Here is a 22,480-nt window from a genome sequence, read left to right as displayed (position 1 = left end):
GTGAACACACCTGCGCACGCTGCCGCGAACGCCCCCGTGACGTTGGTGGCCAGTGACCTCGACCGCACCCTCATCTACTCGGCGGCGTCCCTCCAGCTGACCATGCCCGACGAGCAGGCCCCACGCCTGCTCTGCGTGGAGGTGTACGGCGGGGCACCCCTCTGCTACATGACGGAGACGGCCGCCGCGCTGCTCGACGAACTGGCCCGCAGCACGGTGTTCGTCCCGACCACCACCCGGACCCGGGAGCAGTACCACCGCATCCACCTGCCCGGCCCCGCCCCCCGGTACGCGATCTGCGCCAACGGCGGTCACATCCTGGTCGACGGGGTCTCCGACCCGGACTGGCAGGACCACGTGGTCCGCCGCATCGACGGCGAGTGTGCCTCCCTCGCCGAGGTCAGCGCACACCTCCAGGCCGCGGGAGACCCCTCGTGGCTGCTCAAGGAACGGGTCGCCGAAGACCTCTTCGCCTACCTCGTCGTCGACCGCGCCGCGCTCCCCGAGGGCTGGGTGAAGGAGCTGTCCGCCTGGGCGGACCCCCGGGGCTGGACCGTCTCCCTCCAGGGCCGCAAGATCTACGCCGTACCCAAGCCGCTCACCAAGAGCGCCGCGATGCGCGAGGTGGCCCGCCGCTGCGGCGCCACACTGACGCTCGCCGCCGGTGACTCGCTCCTGGACGCCGACCTGCTGGTCGCCGCCGACCGGGCCTGGCGCCCGGGCCACGGAGAGCTCGCCGACTGCGGCTGGGGGGCGCCCGGCACCGAGGTGCTCCGGGAGCGGGGCGGCGCCGCCGGGGAGGAGATCCTGCGCCGCTTCCTGCGTGCCGCCGACCCGCGGCGGGCGGGTCGCTGAGCACGCCCGAGCGATCTTCGGCAAGCTTGCCGCGCCACCCCTGACGGAGGAGACGCGCATGACCAAGGGCAACGACACCAAGATCACCGACGAGCTGTACGCGTACGCGCTGGCCCACAACCCGCCGCTGGACGTGGTGCAGCGCGAGCTCGTGGAGACCACCTACGCCGAGCTGCCCGCCCACGCGGGCATGCAGTCCGCGCAGGAGCAGGGGCCGCTGCTCGCCTTCCTCGTCCGGCTGACCGGTGCCCGGCACATCGTGGAGGTCGGAACCTTCACCGGCTTCTCGGCGCTGTCGATGGCCCAGGCACTTCCCTCGGACGGGGTGCTGATCGCCTGCGACATCTCGGAGGAGTGGACGGCGTACGGCCGGGAGGCATGGGAGAAGGCGGGCGTCGCCGACCGCGTCGACCTGCGGATCGCGCCCGCACTCGACACCCTGCGCGCGATGCCGGCCGAGCCGCACATCGACATGGCCTACCTGGACGCGGACAAGGGCAACTACATCGCGTACTGGGAGGAGCTGGTCCCCAGGATGCGCCCCGGCGGGCTCGTCGTCACCGACAACGTCCTCTTCCACGGGAGCGTCACCGATCCGCGGGCCACCGGGAACGCGGACGCCATCAGGGAGTTCAACGACCATGTGGTCGCCGACGCCCGGATGGACAGCGTGCTGCTGACCGTGGCGGACGGGCTGACGCTCTCGCGCAGGAAGTAGCGGCGGCGCCCTGTTCGGGGTCAGCCGCAGCAGCCCCCGCCGCAGCAGCCGCCACCGCCACCGCCCGCAGGGGCGGAGGCCGGGGCGGAGGCGGCCGAGCCGCCCACGGCCACGGTGGAGAGCAGCTTCACGGTGTCCTCGTGCCCGGCGGGGCAGGAGGCAGAATCGGACGACTCGGCCATCGGGCGGCTGAGCTCGAACGTCTCACCACAGGGGCGGCAGCGGTACTCGTAACGAGGCATGGCCCCAGATTAGAGCCTCTTCCCCCTGGCGCTTCCCCTCGCGACCTCGGGCATCGGGGCGACCGTGCGGCGCTCCTCCCGTGCGGCCTGCTCGGGGTGGCGGGCGCGCCAGTACGGATTGTCGTGGGGGAGGCCGCCGCTGACCCTCCCGTACATGCCGAACATCATCAGCAGCAGCCCGACCACGAAGCTGAACAGTACGTTCTGCATGTGGAAGGCCAGGAAGTTCATACTGCTGTCCAGCAGGGCCAGATTCACGAACCCGCTGAGGACGAAGGCGACGCCCAGGACCATGTTCAGCGTCGAGGCGAAGTTCCCGCCGATGACCATGCCGACGAAGAGCAGCAGCCCGACACAGATCGACAGGATGCTCAGCGCACCGTTGGTGTTGAGGCCCGCCACCGTGTCGCCGCCGGTGTCGAAGAAGCCGATACGGTCGATGAGCCCCAGGATGCCGAAGGCGAGGAGCACCAGGCCCATCAGGCCCGCGCCCACCCGGTAGAACCGGCTGAGGCTGTGGTCGACGGGCAGGTGCTCGTCGAGCCGGATCGCCTGGCGGCGGGTGGGTTCGTCGGGCCGGTGGGCGGGATGCGGACGGTGCAGGACGTGTGCGGCCATGACGGCCTCCTTCGGCCGTGTGCGGCCAGGAACGCCTCAGCGGAAACCACTGCGTGCTTTGCGTATTTTGCGCACTTCCAGGATCGACCCACCGGCTGCCAGGGACAAATCAGCCCTTCCGGGCCAGCTCCTTCTCGCGTGGCCGGACGCGCTCAGGCGCCGCCGCCCAGCTCCTCGCGGATCGCGGACACCACCCGGTTCGTGGTCTGCCGCACGGCCTCGGCCTCGGTGAGGAAGTGCCAGTAGTCGGGGTGGCGCCCGTCGAGCCCGGCGATCGCCCGGTCCAGCCGCGCCACGGCGTCGTCCAGCGGACGGGCGTGACGCGGGTCGGGCGTGTTGCGTCCGGCCATGGCGAGACGCTGGGCGTCCCGGATCGCGAACCGGGTGCGGTCGATCTCCGCCTGCGGATTCTTGGCCACCGCGTCGAGCCGCTGCAGCCGGTCCCCGGCGGCGGACACCGCCTCGTCGGTCGCGTTGAGCAGCGCCCGGACCGTACTCAGGCGGGATGTGGCATCGGGCCAGCGCTGCTCGGACCGCGCCTGGGCGGCCTCCGCCAGCTTCGCCTCGGCCTGCCGGACATTGACAGCCGCCTGCTCGGGAACCGGCTGCAGGTCCTGCCAGCAGGCTGCCGAGAACCGCCGCCGGAGCTCGCTGAGCACGGGCTCGACCTGCCCGGCGCGCGTCGTCAGAGCCTGGGCCCGGGTGCGCAGCGACACCAGTCGGCGGTCGATCTCGGCGGCCCGCTCGGGAAGCTGTTCCGCCTCCGCCCGGACCGCCTCGGCGTCCCGCAGCACCCGATCGGCACGTTGCAGCGTCCCGGCCACGCCGTGCTGCCCCGCGCCCTGGTTGAGCTTGGTCAGCTCCGGGGCGAGGGCGGCGAGCCGGGCCGCGAGATCGTCCGCCCGCAGCCCGGAGGCCCGGACCGCGTCCAGGGCGTTGGTCGCGGCGAGCAAGGTCTGCCGGGCCCGCTCCACGGCGGGAGCGAGCCGCGCGAGCTGGGTCTCCGCACTGCTGAGCAGGGTCCCGAGCCCCTGGGCGAACCGGGCGAGCTCACCCTGCACCCGTACGAGGTCGTCCTTGGCCCGCGTCAGCTCGGTCCGCGCACCGGCCGCCGCCGAGGGCTCCAGATCGTCCCGGTCGAGGTCATGGGCGTCGACCGCGGTGATGTACGCGTGGCTGACCTCGTCGATCCGCCGGCCCAGCGCAGCGAAGTCCTCCGCCGCCTTACGGGCGCGGGGTGAACTGTCCACGGCGGTGATCGTCTCGATGGAGATCCGCAGATCGCGCTGAGCGGTGTCCAGCTCGTAGAACGCGGCGGCCGCAGCGTCCTTCGCCGCCTGCGCGTCGGCACGCTCATTCTCGCCGCGGCCCCCGAACCAGCGGCGTGTACCCCCGCCGGCGAACGCGCCCGGCAAGGCCGCGACGACCAGCGGAACCGGCAGCAGCATCAGCACCAGGACATCCCTGACGGTGGAGCCAACACCCGCTTTCGCCTGCGGCCGCGTGTGTGTCGCCGTCACATCCCTCTCCCGTGCCGATTCGCCCTGCCCGGTTCATTCTCGCACCAGTTAGGACGAACGCACGGGCCGGTTAGTTCGCAGTTCGGACGGTGACTTCGCCGTTGTCGCTGCGCGCCTTCACCACGTGCTTGCTGCTGTCGCTGCGGGGCACCTTGACGGAGACGTCACCGTTGTCGGCCTCGGCGGACACCGCGTACGTACTCTTCCCGGCCGGCAGGTCGATGGTCACGCTCCCGTTGTCACTGACGGTGTCCACCAGATCGGGGACCCGGGTGAGCCCGATCCGGACCTCCCCGTTGTCCGACCGGGCGATCACGGACCTCCCCGAAACCCGCTCGGCGTCGACCGAACCGTTGTCGGCGCTCAGCTCCAGCGGCCCGGACGCGTCACGCACCCTGATCCCGCCGTTGTCGGCGGTGATCCTGAGCGGGGCGGTGAAGCCGGCCGCGGTGACCTTGCCGTTGTCCCCCTGCACGGTCAGGGCCAGCCCCCGGGGCACCTTCACCTCGTGGCGCGCCTCGCAGTTGCTGATCAACGCCCGGCACTTCACCTCGAGGCTCAGCTCGTCCCCCTCGAGCTTCCACACGGGATCCGGCCCGCTGCCCAGCATGACCCACCCGTCGATCCGACGGGTCACCTCGATCTGCTCCACGTCGGCGGGCACGAGATCCAGGGTCGAGTTCTCGGCGTCGATGGTGAGTGCCTTCCCGCTGAAGGCGAACGACTTGTACTCGGCGGGGGCATCCTCCGCATCCGTACTGCCACAGCCACTGAGCCCGGCGACGAGAAGCACGGTCCCGGCGGTGGCCACGAGTGCCTGGGTACGTCGTGTACGGATGGTCATGATGTCGAGTCCCCCTGAGAGCGCTGCCGATGTGGCACCACCGTATGTACGGCCCCACCCGCGAACGATCCGGACGGCTACCGTCTTCGGGGTGGGGATACCCCCCGTACCGGCTTCGTGGGAGGTGGGGCGGAGGGCGGGGCGGGCAACCGGATTGCGGCGGGGGGCCTGGGGCCATGTAATCTGTTGCCTCATCCACGGGTGCGTAGCTCAGGGGTAGAGCGCTGCTCTTACAAAGCAGATGTCGGCGGTTCGAAACCGTCCGCGCCCACCAGCCAGAACGCCCCCGCAGCGAGCCGCTGCGGGGGCGTTGACGGTAGTAGCTGCCCGCGCCCCGACAACCGCTCCCAAGCCGGTTGCCACCAACCCGATCACTGCGATGGCGAGAGGAACCACGAAATCCGTCACGGCGGCACATCATGGCTGCTCAATCAGTTCAAGGGAACACCGCGTCGTGCGGCCTGACAGCAGGACCAACGGCATCACAGCTCGTCAATCAACCGCGAATACATGAACATGTCCCGGCATTCGTCCCCCACCTGTTGCCATCCACGCAGCACCGAGCGCAACCCGCGCGGAGCAACCTCACCGCTGCTTCATCAATGACGACAGAGGGTGTCGGGTTTACGGCCGACGATGGACGTATGCGCGAAACCCCAGAAGAACTCAACAAGCTCCAGTCCCTCCTCGGCTCCTCCCTCTCCGGCTCGACCGCACACCTCCGCTCGATCGTCGAGGGCCGCACCATCACGGCGGCGCAGCTCACCGGGGTCCTCACCGGCATGTGCACGCTCGCCCTCTCCACGGTGACCGCAAAGGGCGAACCGCGGATCAGCGGCGCCGACGGGCACTTCCTGCACGGCCGGTGGCACTTCGGCACGGCGCGCAACGCCGCCAAGGCCCGCCATCTCGCGGCCCGTCCGGCCGCCAGCGTCGCGCACATGCGCGGCGAGGACCTCGGCGTGTTCACCCACGGCACGGTGGAGGAGCTGAACCCCGAGGACGCCGAGACCACGGCCGACTGGCAGGAACTCCTCGCCTACTTGAAGGACTTCTACGGCGACGACGACGCCTTCGACTGGAACCGCGAGGTCGTCTACTACCGGCTGAACCCGCACTGGATGACCGTCTACGCCCCCGACCTCGACAAGCTCACCGGCACGTGACGCCGGGCCCGTCGACGAGGGCCTGCACCTGCGCGTACGTGGGTGCGGGGCCGGTCGACGGCGCGCCGTCGCGTACCGCCAGCGCCGTGGCGACGGCCTCGCCCAGCGCCCGCCGGTACAGCAGCGACCCGAGGCTGCCCCGCCCCCAAGCTCTCAACTCCTTTCCCAAGCCCTCAACTCCGCTTCGCTGCGTTCGAGCAGGGGGCCGCTCGGCGTCTTGCCGGTCCAGGGGACCAGGAACGGCAAGGTCGCGAGTTGGCCCCGAACGCACGGAAGCAACTCCGCAGAGCACGACGACGGACCCTTGAGTTCCCACCGAGAACCCTTCAGTTTGCGTGAACTTACGGGCCTCTTCGGCCTCGGGACGGGTTGGCGCTGAGAACGATCATGGGCAGGGCGTGAGTGTGCTGACCCGGTTCTCGTACTCGCGGCGGGCCTTGCGCTGGGCAGGGTCCGCGGGGAGGCCCTGGTCGCCGTCGAGCGGCTGGCAGCGGGCGAGGAGCTGGCGGTGGACGGCCGGGGTGGTGCTGACGCCCAGGGTGTAGCCCTGGCCGCGCCGTACGGTGACCCCCTGGTCGAGCGCGGCCCGCTCGGCGGGTTCCAGGTCGGCCGCGTGGAGGAAGCCGGCGACCTTGCCGGGCATGTCGAGGGTGACCGGCAGCTCCGGGGCGGGCGCGCCCTTCTCGACGGCGGTGTGGTCGGGTAGAAGGTCGGCGACGGCTGTGCGGATCGCGCCGCGGCTGACGCCGTGGTCGCGGGCGAGCGCGGCAATGGAGCGGTTCTCCAGGTACGCAGTGCGGACGGCGCCGGTCTTGTCTGCCGCCACAGCGGGGCGGCGTCCGCCCTTGCTGCCCTAGGAGCCGTACCTCTGCCCGCATGCCGCGCCATCGCGGACGGCGATCCGGATGCGGCTGGCCCCGCGTGGCGCGGGGCCAGCCGTGCGCCGTGGGTCAGGAGAGGGGGTGCAGCCAGTGGGCCTCCAGTTCCCCATCGAGGAGGCCCGCGATGGCGGCGAAGTACGTCTGCATGAACGGCTGCGAGACGTGCGCCAGCAGGTGGGCGCCGGAGGACCAGCGCTCGTAGAAGGCGAAGGCGCCCGGCTGGTCCGGCGTGGTGTGCACCACGTACTGCTCGCATCCGTCCTCCTTGCGGGTGAGGCCGATGATCGCCTGGATCTCGCCCAGCATCCGGCCCTCCCCGCCCGCCTTGGCCCGGGCGTATCCATATACCGCGACTGGCGTGTCCGAGGCGAGGATGGCGGCTGGGATGAGGCCGTCGGGTGTCGTGTCGTCAGTGCTCATGAGGTCCTACTCCGTCATGGTCGGTTCCGCCGGTGCTGATGGCCGGCTACCGGAGTGTAAAAGTTGACGTTAACGTCAAAGGCAAGTCGGGTGACGAAACCCGGGACGGCCCGACAACAACCGGGACCCAGCGGCATGCGGAGCAGAGGGAGCGACGGGATGCGAATCGGCGAGGTGGCATCGGCCGCGGGAGTGAGCACGCGGGCGCTGCGCTACTACGAGCAGCAGCAGCTCATCGCGTCGAGCCGCAGCACAGGCGGGCAGCGCCTCTACACCCCGGACACGGTCGAGCGAGTGCGGTGGATCCAGCTCCTCTACGCTGCCGGGCTGAGCAGCCGGACGATCGTGGAGTTCCTGCCGTGCGTGCACACCGGTATCGCCGGCCCGGAGATGATCGCCCGGCTTCGCGCGGAGCGGGACCGCCTCGACGATCACATGCGGGACCTTGCCGCCACGCGAGCCCGACTGGACTCTGTCCTCGCCGCCGCCGAGTTCGGCACGACACGGCCGGCCGGCGAGGCCGCGGGGGTCTGAGGCTCGACCAGCACGCGCACGCCTTGACCCGGTAGCGGTCGACACCCTTGGCCGGGTCGTGGGTCGGGCCTGTTATCGGCGCACCCTGGAGGAGCGTGAGGTCTGCTGGACGGATGCCCGGCCAGGAGGTCGGGCATCCGTCCAGGAAGCTCGTCCGTTCCTGGTCAGTCGGCCCGGCTCTTCTCCGGCAGCAGCGCCAGTACCGCCACGACGGCCCGGTGGTCCGTACCCGGTACGGTGCGCGCGCCGGTGGAGACCCCGACCAGGCCGGGGCCGTGCAGGACGTGGTCCAGCTGGATCAGAGGTGGGACGGGGGCAAGGCCGACGGGCCAGGTGCGGACCCAGCCGTGGCCGAGTTCCGCATGGGTGTCCGTGAGGCCGGCCGCGATCAGCTCCCGCATCGGGGCGTGGTCGAGGGAAGCGTTGAAGTCGCCCAGGAACACGGTGTCCGGGCCGCTGCGCCGGGCCAGGGAGGCAAGGGCGGTCATGTCCCGGGTCCAGCGCTTCGCGTCTCCGAGCGGGTAGTAGGTGTGAACGGCCACGAACTGCACCCTGTGCCCGCCGACCGTGACCTCGGCGGTGGTCTGGGGCCAGGCGGTGTCGATCTGCGTCGTGCCGGCGTGAGACAGCGGGTGCCGTGAGTAGATCGAGGAGTCGTACTCGGGGTGCAGTTCCCGGTACGGCATCAGCGCGCTCATGCCCGCCTCGTCGAGCGCGTCCAGACCTCCCGACGGCATCTGCTCCACAGCCAGCACATCGATTCGCTCGGTGCGGACCAACTCCACCACTGCACGGGGATCGGCGCCGCCGCCGTCGGCGTTGATGGTGGCGACACGCAACTCGACCGATCCCGGCGGCACGTTCCGGCCCTCAGGTGTGAACCGTGGTGCGAGCAGCGCCACGTGGGCGAGCACCAGAGCCGCGACGACGGCCACAGCCCATCGGGACCGCAGGGCAGGAACGGTGACCATCGTGCCCAGGACGAGCACGACGAGAACCGCCGAATAGGGGAAGAGGGCCATGGGTATCGCGAGCGGCGTTCCCGTGTCGAGCCCCGTCAGCCGTACGACGAGCAGCGCGGCGGGTGCGGCGAGCACGAGGCCACAGCCCAGCAGTCCCCATGTCCGTCGGCGTCGGCCGAGTGTCCGCCGTCGGTCCGCATCGCGCGGGGCGCCGGTAACCGTGCCTGTCATTCGTCCCCACCCTGGATTCGTGCCCGTTCCGATGACAGTGATCATCTGTCCCCGGTACCGAGACGTCCGCACGGGCGCGCACGGTTCCTGGTGCGGACGGCGGCCGGGCCGCTGCAGAGCCCTGACCATCGCCCCGACCTGCGGCAGCGAGGGGATGTGGGCCGCAGAACCGGCCGGGCCACGATCGCGGCGGGGGACGCGTCCGCCCTCGGCCGAGGCGCTCCGGGCGCGGCCATCTGCGCTGCGGGCGTCGGGGCAGCCGGAACAGGAGCACACTGGCCGTATGGCCCTACCGAAAACGCACCACTGCTCGACCTGCCCGGAAGGTGCCACGCCGGACTCGGTCCTTCACGAAGACCTCGTCGTCGGAGCACCGCTGTCCATGGAAGAACTCACCGACGCGCAGCGTCTCGACCGGTTCGCCCGCAAGTACGCCCACGACGGTTGCGAGGTCAGAGAAGTCCGGCGCGTCCCGCAGGACAACTTGAGCGGATACGCCTGGTCCGTACGCTTCACCGAAAGCTCATGACCCGCGCCCACCCGTGCGGAGGCCTCCGATCGATCATGGTCGGGGGCCTTCGGCCTCTGCTTCCGACAGGACGCAGCGGGCTGAAGAGGGTGGAGGGGCCGTCCGTAGCTCGTAGGTGACCGACTCGCGGATCTCGTCCGGCAGACCTTCGTACGTGGGCGTTTCGTCGTCGGCGGACACGTGACTCCCAGGTCTCAGGGCATGGTGTACGTGACGATCGCGCGCGCCGGATTCCGGAAGCGTTCGGCGGTGAACGGTGAACGTTCGACCAGTACGGTGCAGGCCGTGCCCGTGTAGGACGCGACGGGGCCCCGGATGCCGGAGCCGCACAGGCCGTCCGGGAGTTCGGTTTCGCCTTCGCCGAGCGCGTAGGCGCCGCCGTCCTGCCCGTCGAGCGGGGACTCCCCTTCGGGGACGAGGCCCGCGCGGTGGAGGTAGTCCGGTATCCGACCGCTGAGGAAGGAGACCTGGGCGCGACCGTCCTGGGTGAAGTAGTGGACGTCGGAGGCGTCCGAGGGCAGCGCCGTGCCGATTTCGCCCGACAGCCGGACGTCGCTGCCCTCGCAGGCCTGTGGGTCGCCGAACGGGTGGAACAGCTCGTCCTGGAACAGCCAGGTGATCGCTCCGGCCGGTATCGCCAGGACGAGGACGGCGATCCCGAGGCGCGACAGCACGCGCCGTCCTCGGGGCCTGTCGGCGGGCGTGCCGCCGTCGGCCCGTGCGTCGTCTCGCCAGGAATCAGTCATGAACGCCCCCTCGGTCATGCATGCGAACACGCGGAGCCTATGCCAGTGGTCCAGCGGTGGCCGCTGGACCCGTCATCGCGCTGTCATGCCTCCGGAGCGCGCGGCCAGGACCGCGCTGAGCGGGACGGCCGCGTCGAGGAGCGCGCGGGAGCGGGCCTCGATGCTCGAGTCCCGGACGGCCAGCGCGGCTTCGATGTCCTCCCGCCCGTGCCCGCGTCGCAGACTCGGCATCAGGGCCCGGAGCGGGGCGACGCGATAGCCGGCGCCGCGTAGTTGGTGCACGATCCGCGCGTCCCGGGTCTGGGCCGGTGAGTACCGTCGCGTGCCGCGCGGCGGGACCCGGTCAGGGACTGCGAGCCCTTCGGCGTCCCAGTGCCGCAACGTCGAAGGGCGCACACCGAGCGCGGCGGCGAGTTCGGAGACGCTCATCGAGTCCGACGGGCGTACGTCTTCGATCAGCTCGGCGGAGATCACCGCGGCGGCTTCCTCGGCCAGTTCGAGGTCCGTACGCTCCCGGTGGATTCGGGCGTGTGCCGCGTCGAGCAGTGCCAGAACCTCGGTGGCCGGGCGTTCGTGGGCGGCGCGAACGATCCGCTTGGCCTCGACCGGGCCGGTGGCGCTCGCGAGGGCTCGGTAGGCCAGAGCGGACCGCAGGTGGCTCTCCCCGTAGATCCGGTAGCCCGAAGCGGTGCGCGCGGCCGGCGGCAGGACCCCGTCCCGTTCGAGGTTGCGGACCTGCTGGACGGAGTACCCGGCACGTCGTGCGACGTCGGCCGTGCGCAGGGACGACGACTTGAGGGTTGGCACCGCCACTCCTTCGTATTCAGGATCGAAGTCTCCACAAGCACCTTAATGAAACGCTTGAGCACATGACCATCGACGAGATCATCGCTTTCGTGGAAGACCTCGATGGGGTCCTGGCCGTCAGGCCGGCACCCGACGACGGCTCACCGGAGATCAGCTGGGGGGACACCTTTTTCTTCCACGCACCCGACGGCGTCATGCCGACAGCGACCCAACCCTTCGCGACGCTCGTGACGAAGAACTATCCGGGCGACGAGAGGTCGCGCCTGGACCGCGCGGACACCTTCCGCGTCAACGTCGCCGCCGGGAAGGAGGCGTTCAGGGAGTGGACCGGCCACGCGCCGCGCGAGAGCGCCCCCGACGACGACCCCGGCGTCACCGACACCGTGATGGCGCACCCCGTCCACGGCCCCGCCGGCTGGCTCGCGGTGGTGAATCCGGGACGGCGGACCGATGAGGCCGTGCGCCGGCTGCTCCGCGAAGCCCATCACCTCGCGCGTGCGCGTCACGAGCGACGGACGGACTCCGCTCGGGGCTGACAGGAGCCCCTCAGACGCGTTCCAGGGGGGTGGTGCGGGGGCGGTGGGAGTTCGACCTCGATGGTGTCGTACGGCGGACCGGGCCGCCGTGGCGGACCACGGCCATGATGCCGGACCTGAACGTGAAGTCTCCCGAGACGGGATCGAGGGCGAACATCTCTGCGAGCAGGCCCTGCCGGAAGACGTTGATCTTGGCGCACGGGTTGCGCAGGCCCGTCACCTCCACCACCGCCTGCTCGCCGAGGTGCAGCAGGGTGCCGGTCGGGAGACCGAGCAGGTCGATGCCGCGGGTGGTGACGTTCTCGCCGAGCAGGCCCGCGACGGCGAAGACGGCTGCGGGATCCATCAGGTATTCCGCCGAATGCCTGGACTGTGGTGGGGAGTTGGAGTGCTGGGGTGTCCATGCCCTGGTGGGTGGCTCCCTGCGCTGCGACCGGGTCCACGTGCCCGGTCTGTGGAGCGACGCTGTTCTCGTGTGGGGACGACCTGCCGGCTGAGCTACGAGGCCGGCTGCGCTAGCTGCGGGCGGCGGGGATCGACGCCGTGGCCGTGCGGCCGCAGGACCTGTCCGAAGCCGCTCCGGCCGCCGGCCCCGGGATGCGAGCCGACGAGGCACGGGGGACCGTGGAGGCATGTCAGGACACCCCCCTGTGATCGTGTATCCGCCCTCGCCGACCGGTGGGCGGCGGGTGACCGTGCGCGGGCAGATCGTCGGGCTGGCGCACGGGCGTGGGGACGTCGCCTCGTTCCTCCGGCGGGCCGGGCTCGCCCAGGGGGCCGAGGAGATCGACCTGGGCCGGCCGGAGCTGATCGAGTGGCGGGGCGGAAATCTCGACACCTGGAGGTGAGCGCCGTGAAGCGTCATGGGGCACAGCGGCGCGAGGTGTCACTCGAACCTCCCCCCGGTTACTACGGGGCGGGCGGAGGGACCCCCGATGCCACACAGCGTGGCCTGATCCTCGACTGGGTGGTGGGGCGGCGGGTCGCGGCGGGGTGGCGGGTGGAGTCCCGGTCCGGGAGCCAGGCCGTGCTGGTGCGCGGGCAGCCGGTCAACCATGTGCTGCACGCCTTCCTGACAGTGTTCTCGTGCTGCCTGTGGGGCGTCGTGTGGGCGGTCCTGGCACTGACGAACAGGGTCGAACGGGTGGTGATCACCGTCGACGCCCAGGGGCAGGTCGTGACCGTGGGAGGGCCCTGAGCGAGCCGGGGTCCATCACCCGTTCGGGCGCGTCCGGGTCGTGGCGGGTGGGGCCGTCGCACAGGGTCGGATCTGCCCGCCGCGATGCGGGGTGCTTCGTCGAATGGAGAGTTCCATGTCCCAGTCAGCATCCGCGCCCGGCTCCTCACGACCCTCTGCCCCCGGCCCCGTCAGCCCCTGGGCGGCGAGCGGGGTGATGTTCGCGGGCGTCGTGCTCCTCGTCGACGGCATTCTCGCCGTCGTCAAGGGGATCGCGGGCATCGCGTCCGACGACGTGTACACGCGCATCAGCAACTACACGTTCAAGTTCGACATCACCGCCTGGGGATGGATCCACGTGATCCTCGGGGTGTTCCTGGTGCTCGTCGGATGGGGAGTCCTCACGGGCGCGGCCTGGGCCGTGGGCGTGGGCATCGTGCTGGCCGCGCTGAACCTGATCGCCAACTTCATCTGGCTGCCGTACCAACCGCTGTGGGCGATCATCTCCATCGCGCTCGACACCTTCGTGATCTGGGCCCTGTGCGCCCACCGGGCGAAGCCGGTCATCTGACGTGAACCCGCGACGAGGCGGTCCGGAGCCGGACGCGATCACGGCGCTGGCCGCCGACGCGTATGTCTACGGGTCCCCGCTCGTCCGCCGGCTGTCGGCCGTCCAGACCCGTCTCCAGGAACGCGGCGGGGCGCCGGCACCGTTCAACGACTTCGCCCACGCGGACGGGCCGGCCGCGCCCGGCACCCACACCCCCTACGCCCCGGCCGACCTCGTCGACGCGCTCGCCCAGCTCGACCTCTCCGGCGGGCCGGTCAGGCTGCATGTCCCGGACACCGGCGGGGCGTACTACGTCCTCCAGTTCGTGGACGCGTGGAGCAACGCCTTCGCCTACCTCGGCAGCAGGGCCACCGGCACGGTCGAGGGGGACTGGCTGATCGTGCCGCCCGGCTGGGCCGGCACCGTGCCCGAAGGGGTGTCGGGGGTGATCGACGCGCCCACGTCCGTCGTCTCCGTCGTCGGCCGCCTCGCGTGCGGCGGCCCCGAGGACCTGCCCCGCGTCAGGGCGCTCCAGCAGGAGCTCACGCTCACACATCTGGGGGACCGGGCCCACCGGACCGGGCTCCCGGCGACCGAGGCCGGGGTGCCGGGGGAGCTGCGGTTCTTCGAGGAGCTCCGGGTGTGGATGGGCGACTTCCCGCCCGCCGCCGCCGATCGCGCGTACCAGGACCGCTTCCAGCCCCTGGGGCTCCTGGAGGAGGGGATCTCGCCGTACGTGTCGGCCGGGCCCGGCCTCGTACGCGCGCTGCGGCGGGGGCTCGCGCTGGGCAGGCTCCGGGTGGAGGAGGCGGCGCGCCGGCCCGCGCTCCACGCCGACGGCCCGCCGGACGCCTGGCAGGCGACTCCGCACCTGCGCGACTACAACCTGGACCACTTCGGCGTCGGCACGCTCGGCACGCCGGAGTGGACGATCCCCGACCGGGAGGCGTCGTACCTGGTCAGGGCGGTCGCGGCCCGGCGGGGGCACTGGCTGCCCCACGGGTACGAGGCGGTGTACGCCCACACGGTCCGGGACGCCCGGGGCCGCCCGCTCGACGGATCCCACCGCTACGTCCTGCGTCTCGCACCGCCGCCGCCGGTGCGGGCGTTCTGGTCGCTGACCGTGTACGACAGCCCAGGGGGCCACCTGGTCGCGCATGAGGCGGACCGGTACGCGATCGGGGACCGGACCCCTGGGCTCGCCCACGGCGCCGACGGCTCGCTGACGCTGCGCCTGTCCGCGCAACGGCCGACGGACCCGGCGGGGGAGGCGAACTGGCTGCCGGTACCCGCCGGTCGCTTCCGGCCGGTGCTGCGGCTCCACCTGCCCGACCAGGCCCTTCTCGACGGGAGCTACGTCATCCCGGCGCTCGAGAGGCTCGGGGACCGGCGGGGAGCGTAGGCCCCGAGCCGTGTTGCCGGTGGTGCGTTGCCGGTGGTGCGTTGTCAGTGGTGCGTTGTCAGTGGTGCGTCGCACACTTGAGACATGTGCCGCAGCATCAAGACGCTTCGTCCGCCAGCCATCCCCGAAGAGGCCACCGAGGAGGAGATGAGAGCAGCCGCCCTGCAGTACGTGCGCAAGGTGTCGGGCTTCCGTGCGCCCGCCGCGCACAATCAGGAGGTCTTCGACCGCGCCGTGGCCGAGATCGCCGAGTCGACCCAGCGGCTGCTGGACGGCCTGGAGATACGGGGCGGCGCCCGGGTCTGAGCGCGCGGTCGCGCGGGCCGTCAGCTTCCGGCCGGGGCTCCGGCGGCCGGAACCGCGAGGGTGTGAGCGGGGCGGCGGACCACGAGGGCCGCGAGGGCGCCCGCCAGGAACAGGGCGAGGACGGAGACGGCCGTGCCCAGCCAGCCCGCGCCCAGCCACTGGCCGCCGAAATAGCCGAGGCCCACGCTGTAGACCGCCCAGGCCACTCCGGCCACGGCCGACCAGGGCAGGAATTCCTTCACCCTGCGGTGAGCGGCGCCCGCGCCCAGGGACACGACGGAGCGGCCGGCCGGAGCGAAACGGGCGATGACCACGAGCATCCCTCCGCCACGGCTCAGCGCCGCGCCGAGGCGCTCCTGCGCGGAGGTGAGGCGGCGGGACCGGGCGATGGCCCGGTCGAGACGGTCGCCACCGCGCCAGGCGAGGCGGTAGGCCACGAGGTCGCCGAGGACCGACGCGGTGGCCGCGCAGAGGGTCAGCACCAGGAGTGAGGGCACCTGCCGGGTGGCCTCACCGGCCGCGGCGGTGACCGTGGTCGTGCTCGCGGCCGCGGCGGTGGCCGCGGCGATCACCAGCACGCCGCTGGGGAGCACGGGCAGGAAGACGTCCAGGAGTACCGAGAGGGCGACCACTGCGTAGATCCATGGGCTGCCGGTCAGCGCACCCACACTCTCGAGCACTTTCTACTCCCCGTTCCGGTGTTCCGTGTCAACGCCGCGACGTCGCAGGGGAGCGGCAGGAGCGGCAGGGCCAGCTGTACAGCGTACGCCTGCCGTTCACCCGGTTCACCTGGTATTCACCGGGTGGGCGGCCGATGTCGCACAGGTCACGTACGACCCCGGCCCCCCTCGGGAGGAGGGGGGCCGGGGCGTGGGGGAACGGGTGGGTCCGGAGCGGGGGTCAGGCCGAGACGGCCTGCGCCTTCTCGTGGGCGGGCTCGCTCCCGCGCGCGGCGCCGCCGCGCGAGGAGAACAGCCGGTCCAGGGCCACGGCGCCGGAGCCGGTGAAGACCAGCAGCAGGAAGGACCAGCAGAAGACGACCGAAGCCTCACCGCCGTTCTGCAGGGGGAAGAGTGACTCGGGCTGGTGCACATTGAAGTAGGCGTAGGCCATGGAGCCGGAGGAGACGAGGGCGGCGACGCGGGTGCCGAGGCCGAGCGCGACCAGGGTGCCGCCGACGAGCTGGATCACTGCGGCGTACCAGCCCGGCCAGGTGCCGGCCGGTACGGTGCCGCCGTTCATGGTGCCGCCGAGGACTCCGAAGAGCGAGGCGGCGCCATGGCAGGCGAACAGGAATCCGATGACTATGCGGAAGAGGCCGAGCGCGTAGGGCTGGGCCCGGTTCAGGCGTATGAACATGGGGGGTGGGGCTCCTTCGGTCTGGGGACGGGAACCGATCGGGGCCCCTCAGGTTAGGGTCACCTCATTATTGCTTGCAAGTTCAACATTCTGTCGGCTGGCTGAAAATTGGTCATCTGTTCGAAGTCAGCGTGCGCTCCAGAACGGTCTCGAGCTGTGCCCCCGTTGGCCTGGCCCTGGCCTGAACCAATGTCAGCGCAGCTTTCCGGCCGTGCAGAGTGAGGGTCATGAGCTGATTGCCGAACCACGGTCCGCCCGCCTTCCGCCAGCGCATCGGAGGGCTCCCCGTCCGCCCGTGCCACGCCAGCGCACGCCCGAGCCAGCGGCCCGCCCGGCTCCATCCGAAGCGGAAGCCCGTGCGTATGTATCCGGGGATGGAGTTGTGGACGGGAGAGCAGGTCAGTTGCAGGACGTGTGCGGTCGGAGCGCCCTCCCGTGCGGCATCGGGCCACTGGGGTTCGGCGATGTACGCATGGTGCACATCGCCCGACAGCACGCATACCGTCGCCGGTGCGCCGGGTCCGCTCCCCGCCTCCCTGAGAAGCTCCGACAACCAGCGGAAGGAAGCCGGGAACGCGGCCCAATGCTCCAGGTCACCGGCCCTGCGCACCTTTTCCCCGAAGCGCGCCCAGCGCTCACCCCGCTCGCCGCCGCACAGGGCCGCGTTCCAGGTCTCCGCGTCGTGCACGAGGGGCGGCAGCAGCCACGGCAGTGAAGTGCCGATCAGCAGGTGGTCGTACGCGCCGCGGTCCGCGAGCATCTCCTCGCGCAGCCACCGGGCCTCCTCGTCGCGGAGCATCGACCGCTGCTGTTCCTCGAGGGTCCGGGCCGCCCGGGTGTCCACCATCAGCAGCCGTACTCGGCCGAAAACACGCCGGTAGCTCCACCGGGCCCGCGTGGGGTCGGCGTCCGCGGACGCCGCATGGCCGCGCAACGTCTCGGTGCCGTCCGGGGCGGCACGTACGGCCGCGTAGACCGGGTCGGCTTCCAGGGCGTCGGGGGAGAGGTTGCCGAGGTGCTGATAGACCCAGTACGACATGAGCCCGCTGACGATCCGCTCGTGCCACCACGGTGTGCTGCGCATGTCCTGGACCCAGGCGGCGCTCGTGTTCCAGTCGTCGATGACGTCGTGGTCGTCGAAGATCATGCAACTGGGGACCGTGGAGAGCAGCCATCGCACGTCCGGGTCGAGCCAGGACTCGTCGTAGAGGTGGGTGTACTCCTCGTAGTCCGCGACCTCCGCTCCGGGGGCCTCGTCCAGGTCGCGGCGGGCGGCGATCCGCCGCTCGGTGGCCGGCGACGTCTCGTCCGCGTACACCTGGTCGCCGAGGAGCAGGAGGACGTCGGGGCGTATCGCTTCGGGGTCGGAGGCGAGGCGGGTGGCCAGCGCGTCGAGCGCGTCGGGGCCGATGGCGTCGTGCCCGTGCGCCGGAGGGGCCGCCCAGCGGCAGGAGCCGAAGGCCACCCGGACCGGGCCTGCCTCCTCCGGCTGCGGTACGGCGGGTGTGGTGATGCTGCTCGGCGGGAAGCGGGAGTCCTCGGGCGGCCATACGCGGTGGCCGTCGAGCAGCACCTCGTAGGGCGTGGTCGAGCCGGGTGTCAGACCCGTCACCACCACCAGGGCGTAATGGTGCCCCTCGACGGCGAACGTGGGGGAGGCGCCGGCCGCCCCGTCCGCGCAGCGGACCTCCGCCGTGCAGGGTCTGGAGGCCTCCACCCAGACTGTCGCCCGTGAACCGGACTCCCAGTCGACGTACCTCAGCAGTGGTCCCAGGCGTAGCCCGGCCATGTGTGCCCTCCTAGCGTCGGCGTGACCGATGGCTCCGTAGGTTACGGAACGACGGGGGAGGGCTGCTCGGTTCCGCCGGGGGGAACGTGCCGACGGGCGGTCAGCGGTGGTGCGCGTGCACGACGGCGTGCCCCTTGCCGCGGCTGATCAGCCACTTGTTGACCGGGGCGGTCAGCAGGAGGGCGATGACGAACCCGCCCAGCAGAGAGGTCCAGAACAGGGCGTCGGCGAGGTGCGCGTCCATCGCGCCGGGCACCAGGGCGATGATGCCGTTGTCGACGAGCTCCATCACCGCGATGGAGACGGTGTCGGCGGCCAGCGCGACCTTGATGGCGGTCTTGAAGTCCAGTCCGGCCCTGCGCACCGCGAACAGTGTGAACGAGTAGCCGAACACGAACGCCAGCGCGATCGCCAGGACCATGGTGGGCACGTTGCCCCACATCAGGGCGGTGCCGATGGCCATGCCGAGGATCTCGCCGACGGCGCACCCGGTCAGGCAGTGCAGCGTCGCCCTGGCGGCGGCCGCCCAGGTCGCCCCGCCCGTCCCGTGCCCGGGGTGACCCGTGTGCGCGTCGTGATCGTGAGTGGTGCCGCCGTGAGGGGCTCTGTGCTCCATGGCCGTCATCCCTCATCCCGTCCGGTGCGGGCTGTCCCTGCGTGCCCACGCCAGGACCGTATACCCGGGTCCCTGGGGTGGGCGCGCGGAAAACGGCGGAGGGCCGCGCACGCCGTTCGGCGTGCGCGGCCCTCCGCCAGGTGGTCCCGCCGGGGCGGGAGGGCGGTCAGCAGCCGTTGAGTACGGATTGCAGGGCACTCTTCTCGGTGGAGTCGACGGTGAGGTCGTAGTGGTGCTTCACGTGGACCCAGGCGCGTGCGTAGGTGCAGCGGTAGGCGGTGCGTGACGGGAGCCACTCGCCCGGGTCCTGGTCGCTCTTGGACTGGTTGACGTTGTCGGTGACCGCGATGAGCTGAGGGCGGGTCAGGTCGTTGGCGAAGGACTGGCGCTGGGTGTTGGTCCAGCTGCTGGCCCCGGAGCGCCAGGCCTCGGCGAGCGGGACCATGTGGTCGATGTCCAGATCGGACGCCGCGGTCCAGGTGGCGCCGTCGTACTCCGAGTACCAACTGCCGCTGGTCGCGGCGCATGAGGAGTCCTGGACGACGCCGGTGCCGTCGCGCTTCAGCACCACTTCGCGGGTGTTGCAGGCCCCCGACTGGGTGATCCAGTGCGGGAACTTGTCGCGGCTGTAGCCGGACGAGGAGCCCTCGGTGGAGACGGTGAGCTGGCTCAGATACGTACGGGCGGTCGAGGCGCTGACCGGGGTGGGCATCGCGGCCTGGGCGGTCGGGGCCGTGAGGAGCCCGGTGGTGGCGGCGAGCGCGGCCGTGGCGGCGAGGGCTGCTATGCGACGCGCGTAGATACCTGACATGCGAACTCCCTTGATGTGGGGGGGCGTTGGGCTGGCGACCTACGGAGCCAGGCCATCGTGGCGGCGCCGGGTTTCGGTGGGGTGGTCGCCAGGTAACAGAGTGACGACATGCGCACGTCACATCAAGGGGTAGACGGTTAGGTCTGACGTCCCGTCCGAGAGTTGTTCGAGGACGGGAGTTGACGGGGCGGCGGTTCTCCGGGGCGGGAGTGGGGTGCGCCCTAGGGTGGCAGCGTGCTGCTTCCGGTCACTCCCACGCTCGGTGTCGTGCTCGCCCTGCTCCTGGTGTTCGCCGCCGCCGTCGCCGCGTGGGCTTCGCTGGGCCGGTCCCGTGAGATCGCCGTCGCGGGGCTGCGCGCCGGGGTGCAGCTCGCCGTGGTCTCCCTGCTCATCGGCTGGGTGGTGCGCTCGCCGGTGCCCCTGCTCGGCTTCCTGGCGCTGATGTTCGCGGTCGCCGTGCGCACCGCGGGCAGGCGGCTCACCCGTAACCGCACCTGGTGGTGGGCCGCGCTGCCGATCGGTGTGGGTGTCGTGCCGGTGGTCGTCGCGCTGTTGCTGACCGGGCTCCTCCCGGTACGCGGTATCGCGCTGATCCCGGTCACCGGCATCCTCGTCGGGGGCGCGCTCACCGCGACCGTGCTCGGCGGGCGGCGCGCGCTGGACGAGCTCGCGACGCGGAGGGGGGAGGTGGAGGCCGGAATGGCGCTCGGTCTGCTCGACCGGGACGCCCGGCTGGAGATCGCCCGCCCCGCGGCGTCGGATGCGCTGCTGCCGGGGCTGGACCAGACGCGGACGGTGGGGCTCGTCACCCTGCCCGGGGCCTTCGTGGGCATGCTGCTGGGCGGCGCCTCACCCGTGGAGGCGGGCGCCGTGCAGCTGTTCGTCCTGGTGGCGCTCATGGCGGTGCAGGCGGTCGCCGTCGCGCTGGTGCTGGAGCTGGTCGCGCGGGGGCTGCTGCACCGGGGGTGAGGGTGAGGCGGGGACGGGTTACAGGGCGTCGACGTGCAGGCGGATCGAACCGTCCGCAGCCGTTTCCACCCGGAGCCGCGTCAGGTCCTCGACGTGGGCGTCGGGGGAGAGTGCCGCCGCGCGCGGGCCGACGCCCACGACGCGCATGCCGGCTGCCCGGCCCGCCGCGACGCCTGCCTCGGAGTCCTCGAACACCACGCAGTCCGCCGGGTCGAAGCCCAGCTCGGCCGCGCCCTTGAGGAAGCCCTCGGGGTCGGGCTTGCTGGCGCCGACCATCTCGGCGGTGACGCGGGTCTCCGGGATCGGCAGGGCCGCAGCCGTCATCCTCGCCTGGGCGAGCGCCTCGTCGGCCGAGGTCACGAGCGCGTGCGGGAGGCCGGCGATCGACGCCATGAACGCGGGCGCGCCGCCGATGGGCACCACGCCGTCCGTGTCCGCGGTCTCCTCGGCGAGCATGATCCGGTTCTCCGCGTGGTTCTGCTCCATGGGGCGGTCCGGCAGCAGGGCGGCCATCGTGGCGTAACCCTGGCGGCCGTGGACCACCTTGAGTGCCGCCTCGGGGTCGAGGCCCTGTGCGATCGCCCAGCGGCGCCAGCAGCGCTCCACCACCGCGTCGGAATTCACGAGGGTGCCGTCCATGTCCAGCAGGAGGGCGCGGGCTTCGAGGACGGTGGCCGACATCGGCATGCTCCAGAGCGCGGGGGAACAGCTCGTAGCTGCGGTGAAGAAAACAAGCAGCCCCGCCCGCCGGTCAGGGAGAACGGGCGGAGGCTACTTTGTTCCTCCACGATACAAAAACCTCCGCCAAAACGCCAGTCCGCGAGTCCGCCCCTCCGTGAGTCGACAGCCCGTCGGCCGCCGGTCCGGCGCCTCAGGACCGGTGCTCCCTGCCGTCGCCCGTCTGTGCCTCCAGCGCCTGGCGGGTCTCCGGCCCGTAGACCCCCGGGGGATCACCCTTGACCGACACCCACCGCTGGTACTCGGCGACGGCACGCTCCACCTGTTCCGAGTAGGTGCCGTCCTCCGGCCCCCGGTAGACCCAGACCTCCTGCAGCCGCCGCTGGAGCTCCGAGACCTCCGCGCCACGGTCCCCGCGCCGCAGTGTGGCCCCGGACTCCTCCTCCGCGGGTGGTGGTGCAGCTGTCGTGGCGGGGGCCTTCGTCGCGGACACCGAGGGTGTCGGCGATGCCGAAGCGACAGCCGAACGCGATGCGGACGGAGTGGGGGATGCCGAGGCCGACGCCGACGCCGAGGCCGACGCCGACCGGGACGGCGTGGCCGAGGGGGATGCGGACGGAGACGTGGACACGGATGCGGCCGGCCCGGTGCCGGCGTCCGGCGCGCTCGTCGTGGCCTCGGGCAGCGCCGCGTCCCGGCCGTCCTCGTCGTCGAACAATCCGCTCACGAAAGCGGCCGTGCCCACCACCGCGGCCACCGCCGCCCCCGCGGCGACAACGGCGAACGGCCGTCGACGGCGCGGTTGCACGGGGTCGGGGCCGCCGCCCACGTAAGCCGCGGCCGTACGCCGACGGGACTCGTCCGCGACGGCGGTTTCGGGCAGCGCGCCCGGCGCGCCCACACCCCCCGGCCCGGTGCCCGGCGCGCCGTCCAGGAAGAGCGGCATCGTCGTGTCCGTCGCAGGACCGGCGTGGTCCTCCTGCGCGTCGTCGCTGTTCAGCGTGACGTACGGCCGGATCCGCAGCGGGTCGAAGTCCTCGGCCGCCGCGATCTCCGCCGTACGGGCCTCGCTCCCGGCCCGCGCGGCCCTGCCGGCTCCGCAGGCGCACCCCGCCCCGGGTCTCACGCCCTGCTCGCCGCCGCACTCCGGGCACATATGTCCGGTCATCGTGGGTTCCCCTCCCCTTTGCACTGCCTGCGATTATGCAGCCCTC

General features: G+C 71.7%; 29 protein-coding genes, 1 tRNA gene and 1 pseudogene. 13 read left to right on the top strand and 18 right to left on the bottom strand.

Annotated features, from left to right (window positions below; translation table 11 throughout):
* Both ACFYQ5_RS17035 and ACFYQ5_RS17030 read left to right on the top strand, forming a co-directional pair.
* Complete coding sequence (locus ACFYQ5_RS17035; RefSeq protein WP_389198123.1) at nt 1-855, top strand: HAD family hydrolase; 855 nt, start codon at nt 1-3, stop codon at nt 853-855.
* Nucleotides 856-913: 58 nt separating this feature from the next.
* Nucleotides 914-1,573, top strand: a complete 660-nt coding sequence (locus tag ACFYQ5_RS17030; protein WP_389198121.1) for an O-methyltransferase — start codon at nt 914-916, stop codon at nt 1,571-1,573.
* 20 nt (nt 1,574-1,593) lie between these two features.
* Here the strand turns inward: ACFYQ5_RS17030 and ACFYQ5_RS17025 are convergent, their stop codons facing one another.
* The 4 genes from ACFYQ5_RS17025 to ACFYQ5_RS17010 all read right to left on the bottom strand — a co-directional run bounded on the left by ACFYQ5_RS17025 (nt 1,594) and on the right by ACFYQ5_RS17010 (nt 4,797).
* Complete coding sequence (locus ACFYQ5_RS17025) at nt 1,594-1,815, bottom strand: zinc ribbon domain-containing protein (protein ID WP_389198119.1); 222 nt, start codon at nt 1,813-1,815, stop codon at nt 1,594-1,596.
* A gap of 9 nt (nt 1,816-1,824) precedes the next feature.
* The gene (locus ACFYQ5_RS17020; protein WP_389198118.1) at nt 1,825-2,433 is read right to left on the bottom strand and encodes a DUF4383 domain-containing protein; all 609 of its coding nucleotides are present in this window, start codon (nt 2,431-2,433) and stop codon (nt 1,825-1,827) included.
* Nucleotides 2,434-2,585: 152 nt separating this feature from the next.
* A complete protein-coding gene (locus ACFYQ5_RS17015; RefSeq protein WP_389198116.1) occupies nt 2,586-3,953 on the bottom strand; it encodes a hypothetical protein in 1,368 nt (455 codons plus the stop codon).
* Nucleotides 3,954-4,023: 70 nt separating this feature from the next.
* Nucleotides 4,024-4,797, bottom strand: coding sequence for a DUF4097 family beta strand repeat-containing protein (locus ACFYQ5_RS17010; protein WP_389198114.1), 774 nt, complete (start codon nt 4,795-4,797; stop codon nt 4,024-4,026).
* A gap of 199 nt (nt 4,798-4,996) precedes the next feature.
* Here ACFYQ5_RS17010 and ACFYQ5_RS17005 point away from each other — a divergent pair.
* Together ACFYQ5_RS17005 and ACFYQ5_RS17000 are read left to right on the top strand one after the other, a co-directional pair.
* Nucleotides 4,997-5,071, top strand: a tRNA-Val gene (locus tag ACFYQ5_RS17005).
* Nucleotides 5,072-5,441: 370 nt separating this feature from the next.
* A complete protein-coding gene (locus ACFYQ5_RS17000) occupies nt 5,442-5,963 on the top strand; it encodes a pyridoxamine 5'-phosphate oxidase family protein (protein ID WP_383172400.1) in 522 nt (173 codons plus the stop codon).
* Here ACFYQ5_RS17000 and ACFYQ5_RS16995 read toward each other — a convergent pair.
* The 3 genes from ACFYQ5_RS16995 to ACFYQ5_RS16985 all read right to left on the bottom strand — a co-directional run bounded on the left by ACFYQ5_RS16995 (nt 5,950) and on the right by ACFYQ5_RS16985 (nt 7,264).
* Nucleotides 5,950-6,120: a hypothetical protein gene (locus ACFYQ5_RS16995; protein WP_244189907.1), complete on the bottom strand. Its 171-nt coding sequence runs from the start codon at nt 6,118-6,120 to the stop codon at nt 5,950-5,952. The two genes, ACFYQ5_RS17000 and ACFYQ5_RS16995, sit on opposite strands and share 14 nt — an antisense overlap.
* Before the next feature lie 228 nt (nt 6,121-6,348).
* Nucleotides 6,349-6,789, bottom strand: coding sequence for a resolvase (locus tag ACFYQ5_RS16990; RefSeq protein ID WP_389198111.1), 441 nt, complete (start codon nt 6,787-6,789; stop codon nt 6,349-6,351).
* Between the two features lie 124 nt (nt 6,790-6,913).
* Nucleotides 6,914-7,264 (bottom strand): putative quinol monooxygenase, encoded by a 351-nt coding sequence (locus tag ACFYQ5_RS16985; protein ID WP_389198109.1) that lies wholly within the window; start codon nt 7,262-7,264, stop codon nt 6,914-6,916.
* A gap of 159 nt (nt 7,265-7,423) precedes the next feature.
* Between ACFYQ5_RS16985 and ACFYQ5_RS16980 the strand changes: the two genes are divergently transcribed.
* Nucleotides 7,424-7,798 carry a MerR family transcriptional regulator gene (locus tag ACFYQ5_RS16980; protein WP_389198107.1) on the top strand — a complete coding sequence of 125 codons (375 nt, stop codon included), beginning with the start codon at nt 7,424-7,426 and terminating at the stop codon, nt 7,796-7,798.
* A 164-nt stretch (nt 7,799-7,962) separates the two neighbouring features.
* On the opposite strand, the gene ACFYQ5_RS16975 is transcribed toward ACFYQ5_RS16980, so the two are convergent.
* Complete coding sequence (locus ACFYQ5_RS16975; protein WP_389198105.1) at nt 7,963-8,991, bottom strand: endonuclease/exonuclease/phosphatase family protein; 1,029 nt, start codon at nt 8,989-8,991, stop codon at nt 7,963-7,965.
* Nucleotides 8,992-9,274: 283 nt separating this feature from the next.
* On the opposite strand from ACFYQ5_RS16975, the gene ACFYQ5_RS16970 reads away from it, so the two are divergent.
* Nucleotides 9,275-9,520 (top strand): hypothetical protein, encoded by a 246-nt coding sequence (locus ACFYQ5_RS16970; RefSeq protein WP_389198103.1) that lies wholly within the window; start codon nt 9,275-9,277, stop codon nt 9,518-9,520.
* A 194-nt stretch (nt 9,521-9,714) separates the two neighbouring features.
* Here ACFYQ5_RS16970 and ACFYQ5_RS16965 read toward each other — a convergent pair whose 3' ends face one another.
* Both ACFYQ5_RS16965 and ACFYQ5_RS16960 read right to left on the bottom strand, forming a co-directional pair.
* Nucleotides 9,715-10,266, bottom strand: a complete 552-nt coding sequence (locus tag ACFYQ5_RS16965; protein WP_389198101.1) for a hypothetical protein — start codon at nt 10,264-10,266, stop codon at nt 9,715-9,717.
* 72 nt (nt 10,267-10,338) lie between these two features.
* Nucleotides 10,339-11,073: a MerR family transcriptional regulator gene (locus ACFYQ5_RS16960; RefSeq protein ID WP_389198099.1), complete on the bottom strand. Its 735-nt coding sequence runs from the start codon at nt 11,071-11,073 to the stop codon at nt 10,339-10,341.
* 62 nt (nt 11,074-11,135) lie between these two features.
* Here ACFYQ5_RS16960 and ACFYQ5_RS16955 point away from each other — a divergent pair, with 62 nt between their 5' ends.
* Nucleotides 11,136-11,609, top strand: a complete 474-nt coding sequence (locus ACFYQ5_RS16955) for a DUF6194 family protein (protein WP_389198097.1) — start codon at nt 11,136-11,138, stop codon at nt 11,607-11,609.
* On the opposite strand, the pseudogene ACFYQ5_RS16950 reads toward ACFYQ5_RS16955, so the two are convergent.
* Nucleotides 11,576-11,928: pseudogene (locus ACFYQ5_RS16950) on the bottom strand (MOSC domain-containing protein); the annotation flags it as partial. The gene ACFYQ5_RS16955 and the pseudogene ACFYQ5_RS16950 sit on opposite strands and share 34 nt — an antisense overlap.
* 313 nt (nt 11,929-12,241) lie before the next feature.
* On the opposite strand from ACFYQ5_RS16950, the gene ACFYQ5_RS16945 reads away from it, so the two are divergent.
* From ACFYQ5_RS16945 to ACFYQ5_RS16925, 5 genes are all read left to right on the top strand, one after another.
* The gene (locus tag ACFYQ5_RS16945; protein ID WP_389198095.1) at nt 12,242-12,457 is read left to right on the top strand and encodes a hypothetical protein; all 216 of its coding nucleotides are present in this window, start codon (nt 12,242-12,244) and stop codon (nt 12,455-12,457) included.
* A 5-nt stretch (nt 12,458-12,462) separates the two neighbouring features.
* Nucleotides 12,463-12,807 (top strand): hypothetical protein, encoded by a 345-nt coding sequence (locus ACFYQ5_RS16940; protein WP_389198093.1) that lies wholly within the window; start codon nt 12,463-12,465, stop codon nt 12,805-12,807.
* A 115-nt stretch (nt 12,808-12,922) separates the two neighbouring features.
* A complete protein-coding gene (locus ACFYQ5_RS16935; RefSeq protein WP_389198091.1) occupies nt 12,923-13,357 on the top strand; it encodes a hypothetical protein in 435 nt (144 codons plus the stop codon).
* A gap of 1 nt (nt 13,358) precedes the next feature.
* A complete protein-coding gene (locus tag ACFYQ5_RS16930) occupies nt 13,359-14,738 on the top strand; it encodes a DUF1254 domain-containing protein (RefSeq protein WP_389198089.1) in 1,380 nt (459 codons plus the stop codon).
* A gap of 84 nt (nt 14,739-14,822) precedes the next feature.
* On the top strand, nt 14,823-15,044 hold the full coding sequence (locus ACFYQ5_RS16925) for a DUF2277 domain-containing protein (RefSeq protein ID WP_389198087.1): 222 nt from the start codon (nt 14,823-14,825) through the stop codon (nt 15,042-15,044).
* A gap of 20 nt (nt 15,045-15,064) precedes the next feature.
* Here ACFYQ5_RS16925 and ACFYQ5_RS16920 read toward each other — a convergent pair whose 3' ends face one another.
* The 5 genes from ACFYQ5_RS16920 to ACFYQ5_RS16900 all read right to left on the bottom strand — a co-directional run bounded on the left by ACFYQ5_RS16920 (nt 15,065) and on the right by ACFYQ5_RS16900 (nt 19,619).
* Nucleotides 15,065-15,724: a DedA family protein gene (locus ACFYQ5_RS16920; RefSeq protein ID WP_389198085.1), complete on the bottom strand. Its 660-nt coding sequence runs from the start codon at nt 15,722-15,724 to the stop codon at nt 15,065-15,067.
* Between the two features lie 220 nt (nt 15,725-15,944).
* Nucleotides 15,945-16,403, bottom strand: coding sequence for a DoxX family protein (locus tag ACFYQ5_RS16915; protein ID WP_389198083.1), 459 nt, complete (start codon nt 16,401-16,403; stop codon nt 15,945-15,947).
* A gap of 112 nt (nt 16,404-16,515) precedes the next feature.
* A complete protein-coding gene (locus tag ACFYQ5_RS16910; RefSeq protein WP_389198081.1) occupies nt 16,516-18,192 on the bottom strand; it encodes an alkaline phosphatase D family protein in 1,677 nt (558 codons plus the stop codon).
* A 100-nt stretch (nt 18,193-18,292) separates the two neighbouring features.
* Nucleotides 18,293-18,808, bottom strand: coding sequence for a DUF4396 domain-containing protein (locus ACFYQ5_RS16905; RefSeq protein ID WP_389198079.1), 516 nt, complete (start codon nt 18,806-18,808; stop codon nt 18,293-18,295).
* A 166-nt stretch (nt 18,809-18,974) separates the two neighbouring features.
* Nucleotides 18,975-19,619, bottom strand: a complete 645-nt coding sequence (locus tag ACFYQ5_RS16900; protein ID WP_389198077.1) for an HNH endonuclease family protein — start codon at nt 19,617-19,619, stop codon at nt 18,975-18,977.
* 234 nt (nt 19,620-19,853) lie between these two features.
* On the opposite strand from ACFYQ5_RS16900, the gene ACFYQ5_RS16895 reads away from it, so the two are divergent.
* Nucleotides 19,854-20,588, top strand: coding sequence for an ABC transporter permease (locus ACFYQ5_RS16895; protein WP_389198076.1), 735 nt, complete (start codon nt 19,854-19,856; stop codon nt 20,586-20,588).
* A gap of 18 nt (nt 20,589-20,606) precedes the next feature.
* Here the strand turns inward: ACFYQ5_RS16895 and ACFYQ5_RS16890 are convergent, their stop codons facing one another.
* Together ACFYQ5_RS16890 and ACFYQ5_RS16885 are read right to left on the bottom strand one after the other, a co-directional pair.
* The gene (locus tag ACFYQ5_RS16890) at nt 20,607-21,269 is read right to left on the bottom strand and encodes an HAD-IA family hydrolase (protein WP_389198075.1); all 663 of its coding nucleotides are present in this window, start codon (nt 21,267-21,269) and stop codon (nt 20,607-20,609) included.
* A 190-nt stretch (nt 21,270-21,459) separates the two neighbouring features.
* Nucleotides 21,460-22,434, bottom strand: a complete 975-nt coding sequence (locus ACFYQ5_RS16885) for a peptidoglycan-binding protein (RefSeq protein WP_389198074.1) — start codon at nt 22,432-22,434, stop codon at nt 21,460-21,462.
* Nucleotides 22,435-22,480 lie beyond the last annotated feature (46 nt).

Origin of the sequence: Streptomyces sp. NPDC005794, from assembly GCF_042871445.1 — a bacterium.
In the GTDB taxonomy this organism is placed as follows: Bacteria; Actinomycetota; Actinomycetes; order Streptomycetales; family Streptomycetaceae; genus Streptomyces.
This window is presented reverse-complemented; position numbering and strand designations above follow the sequence as displayed.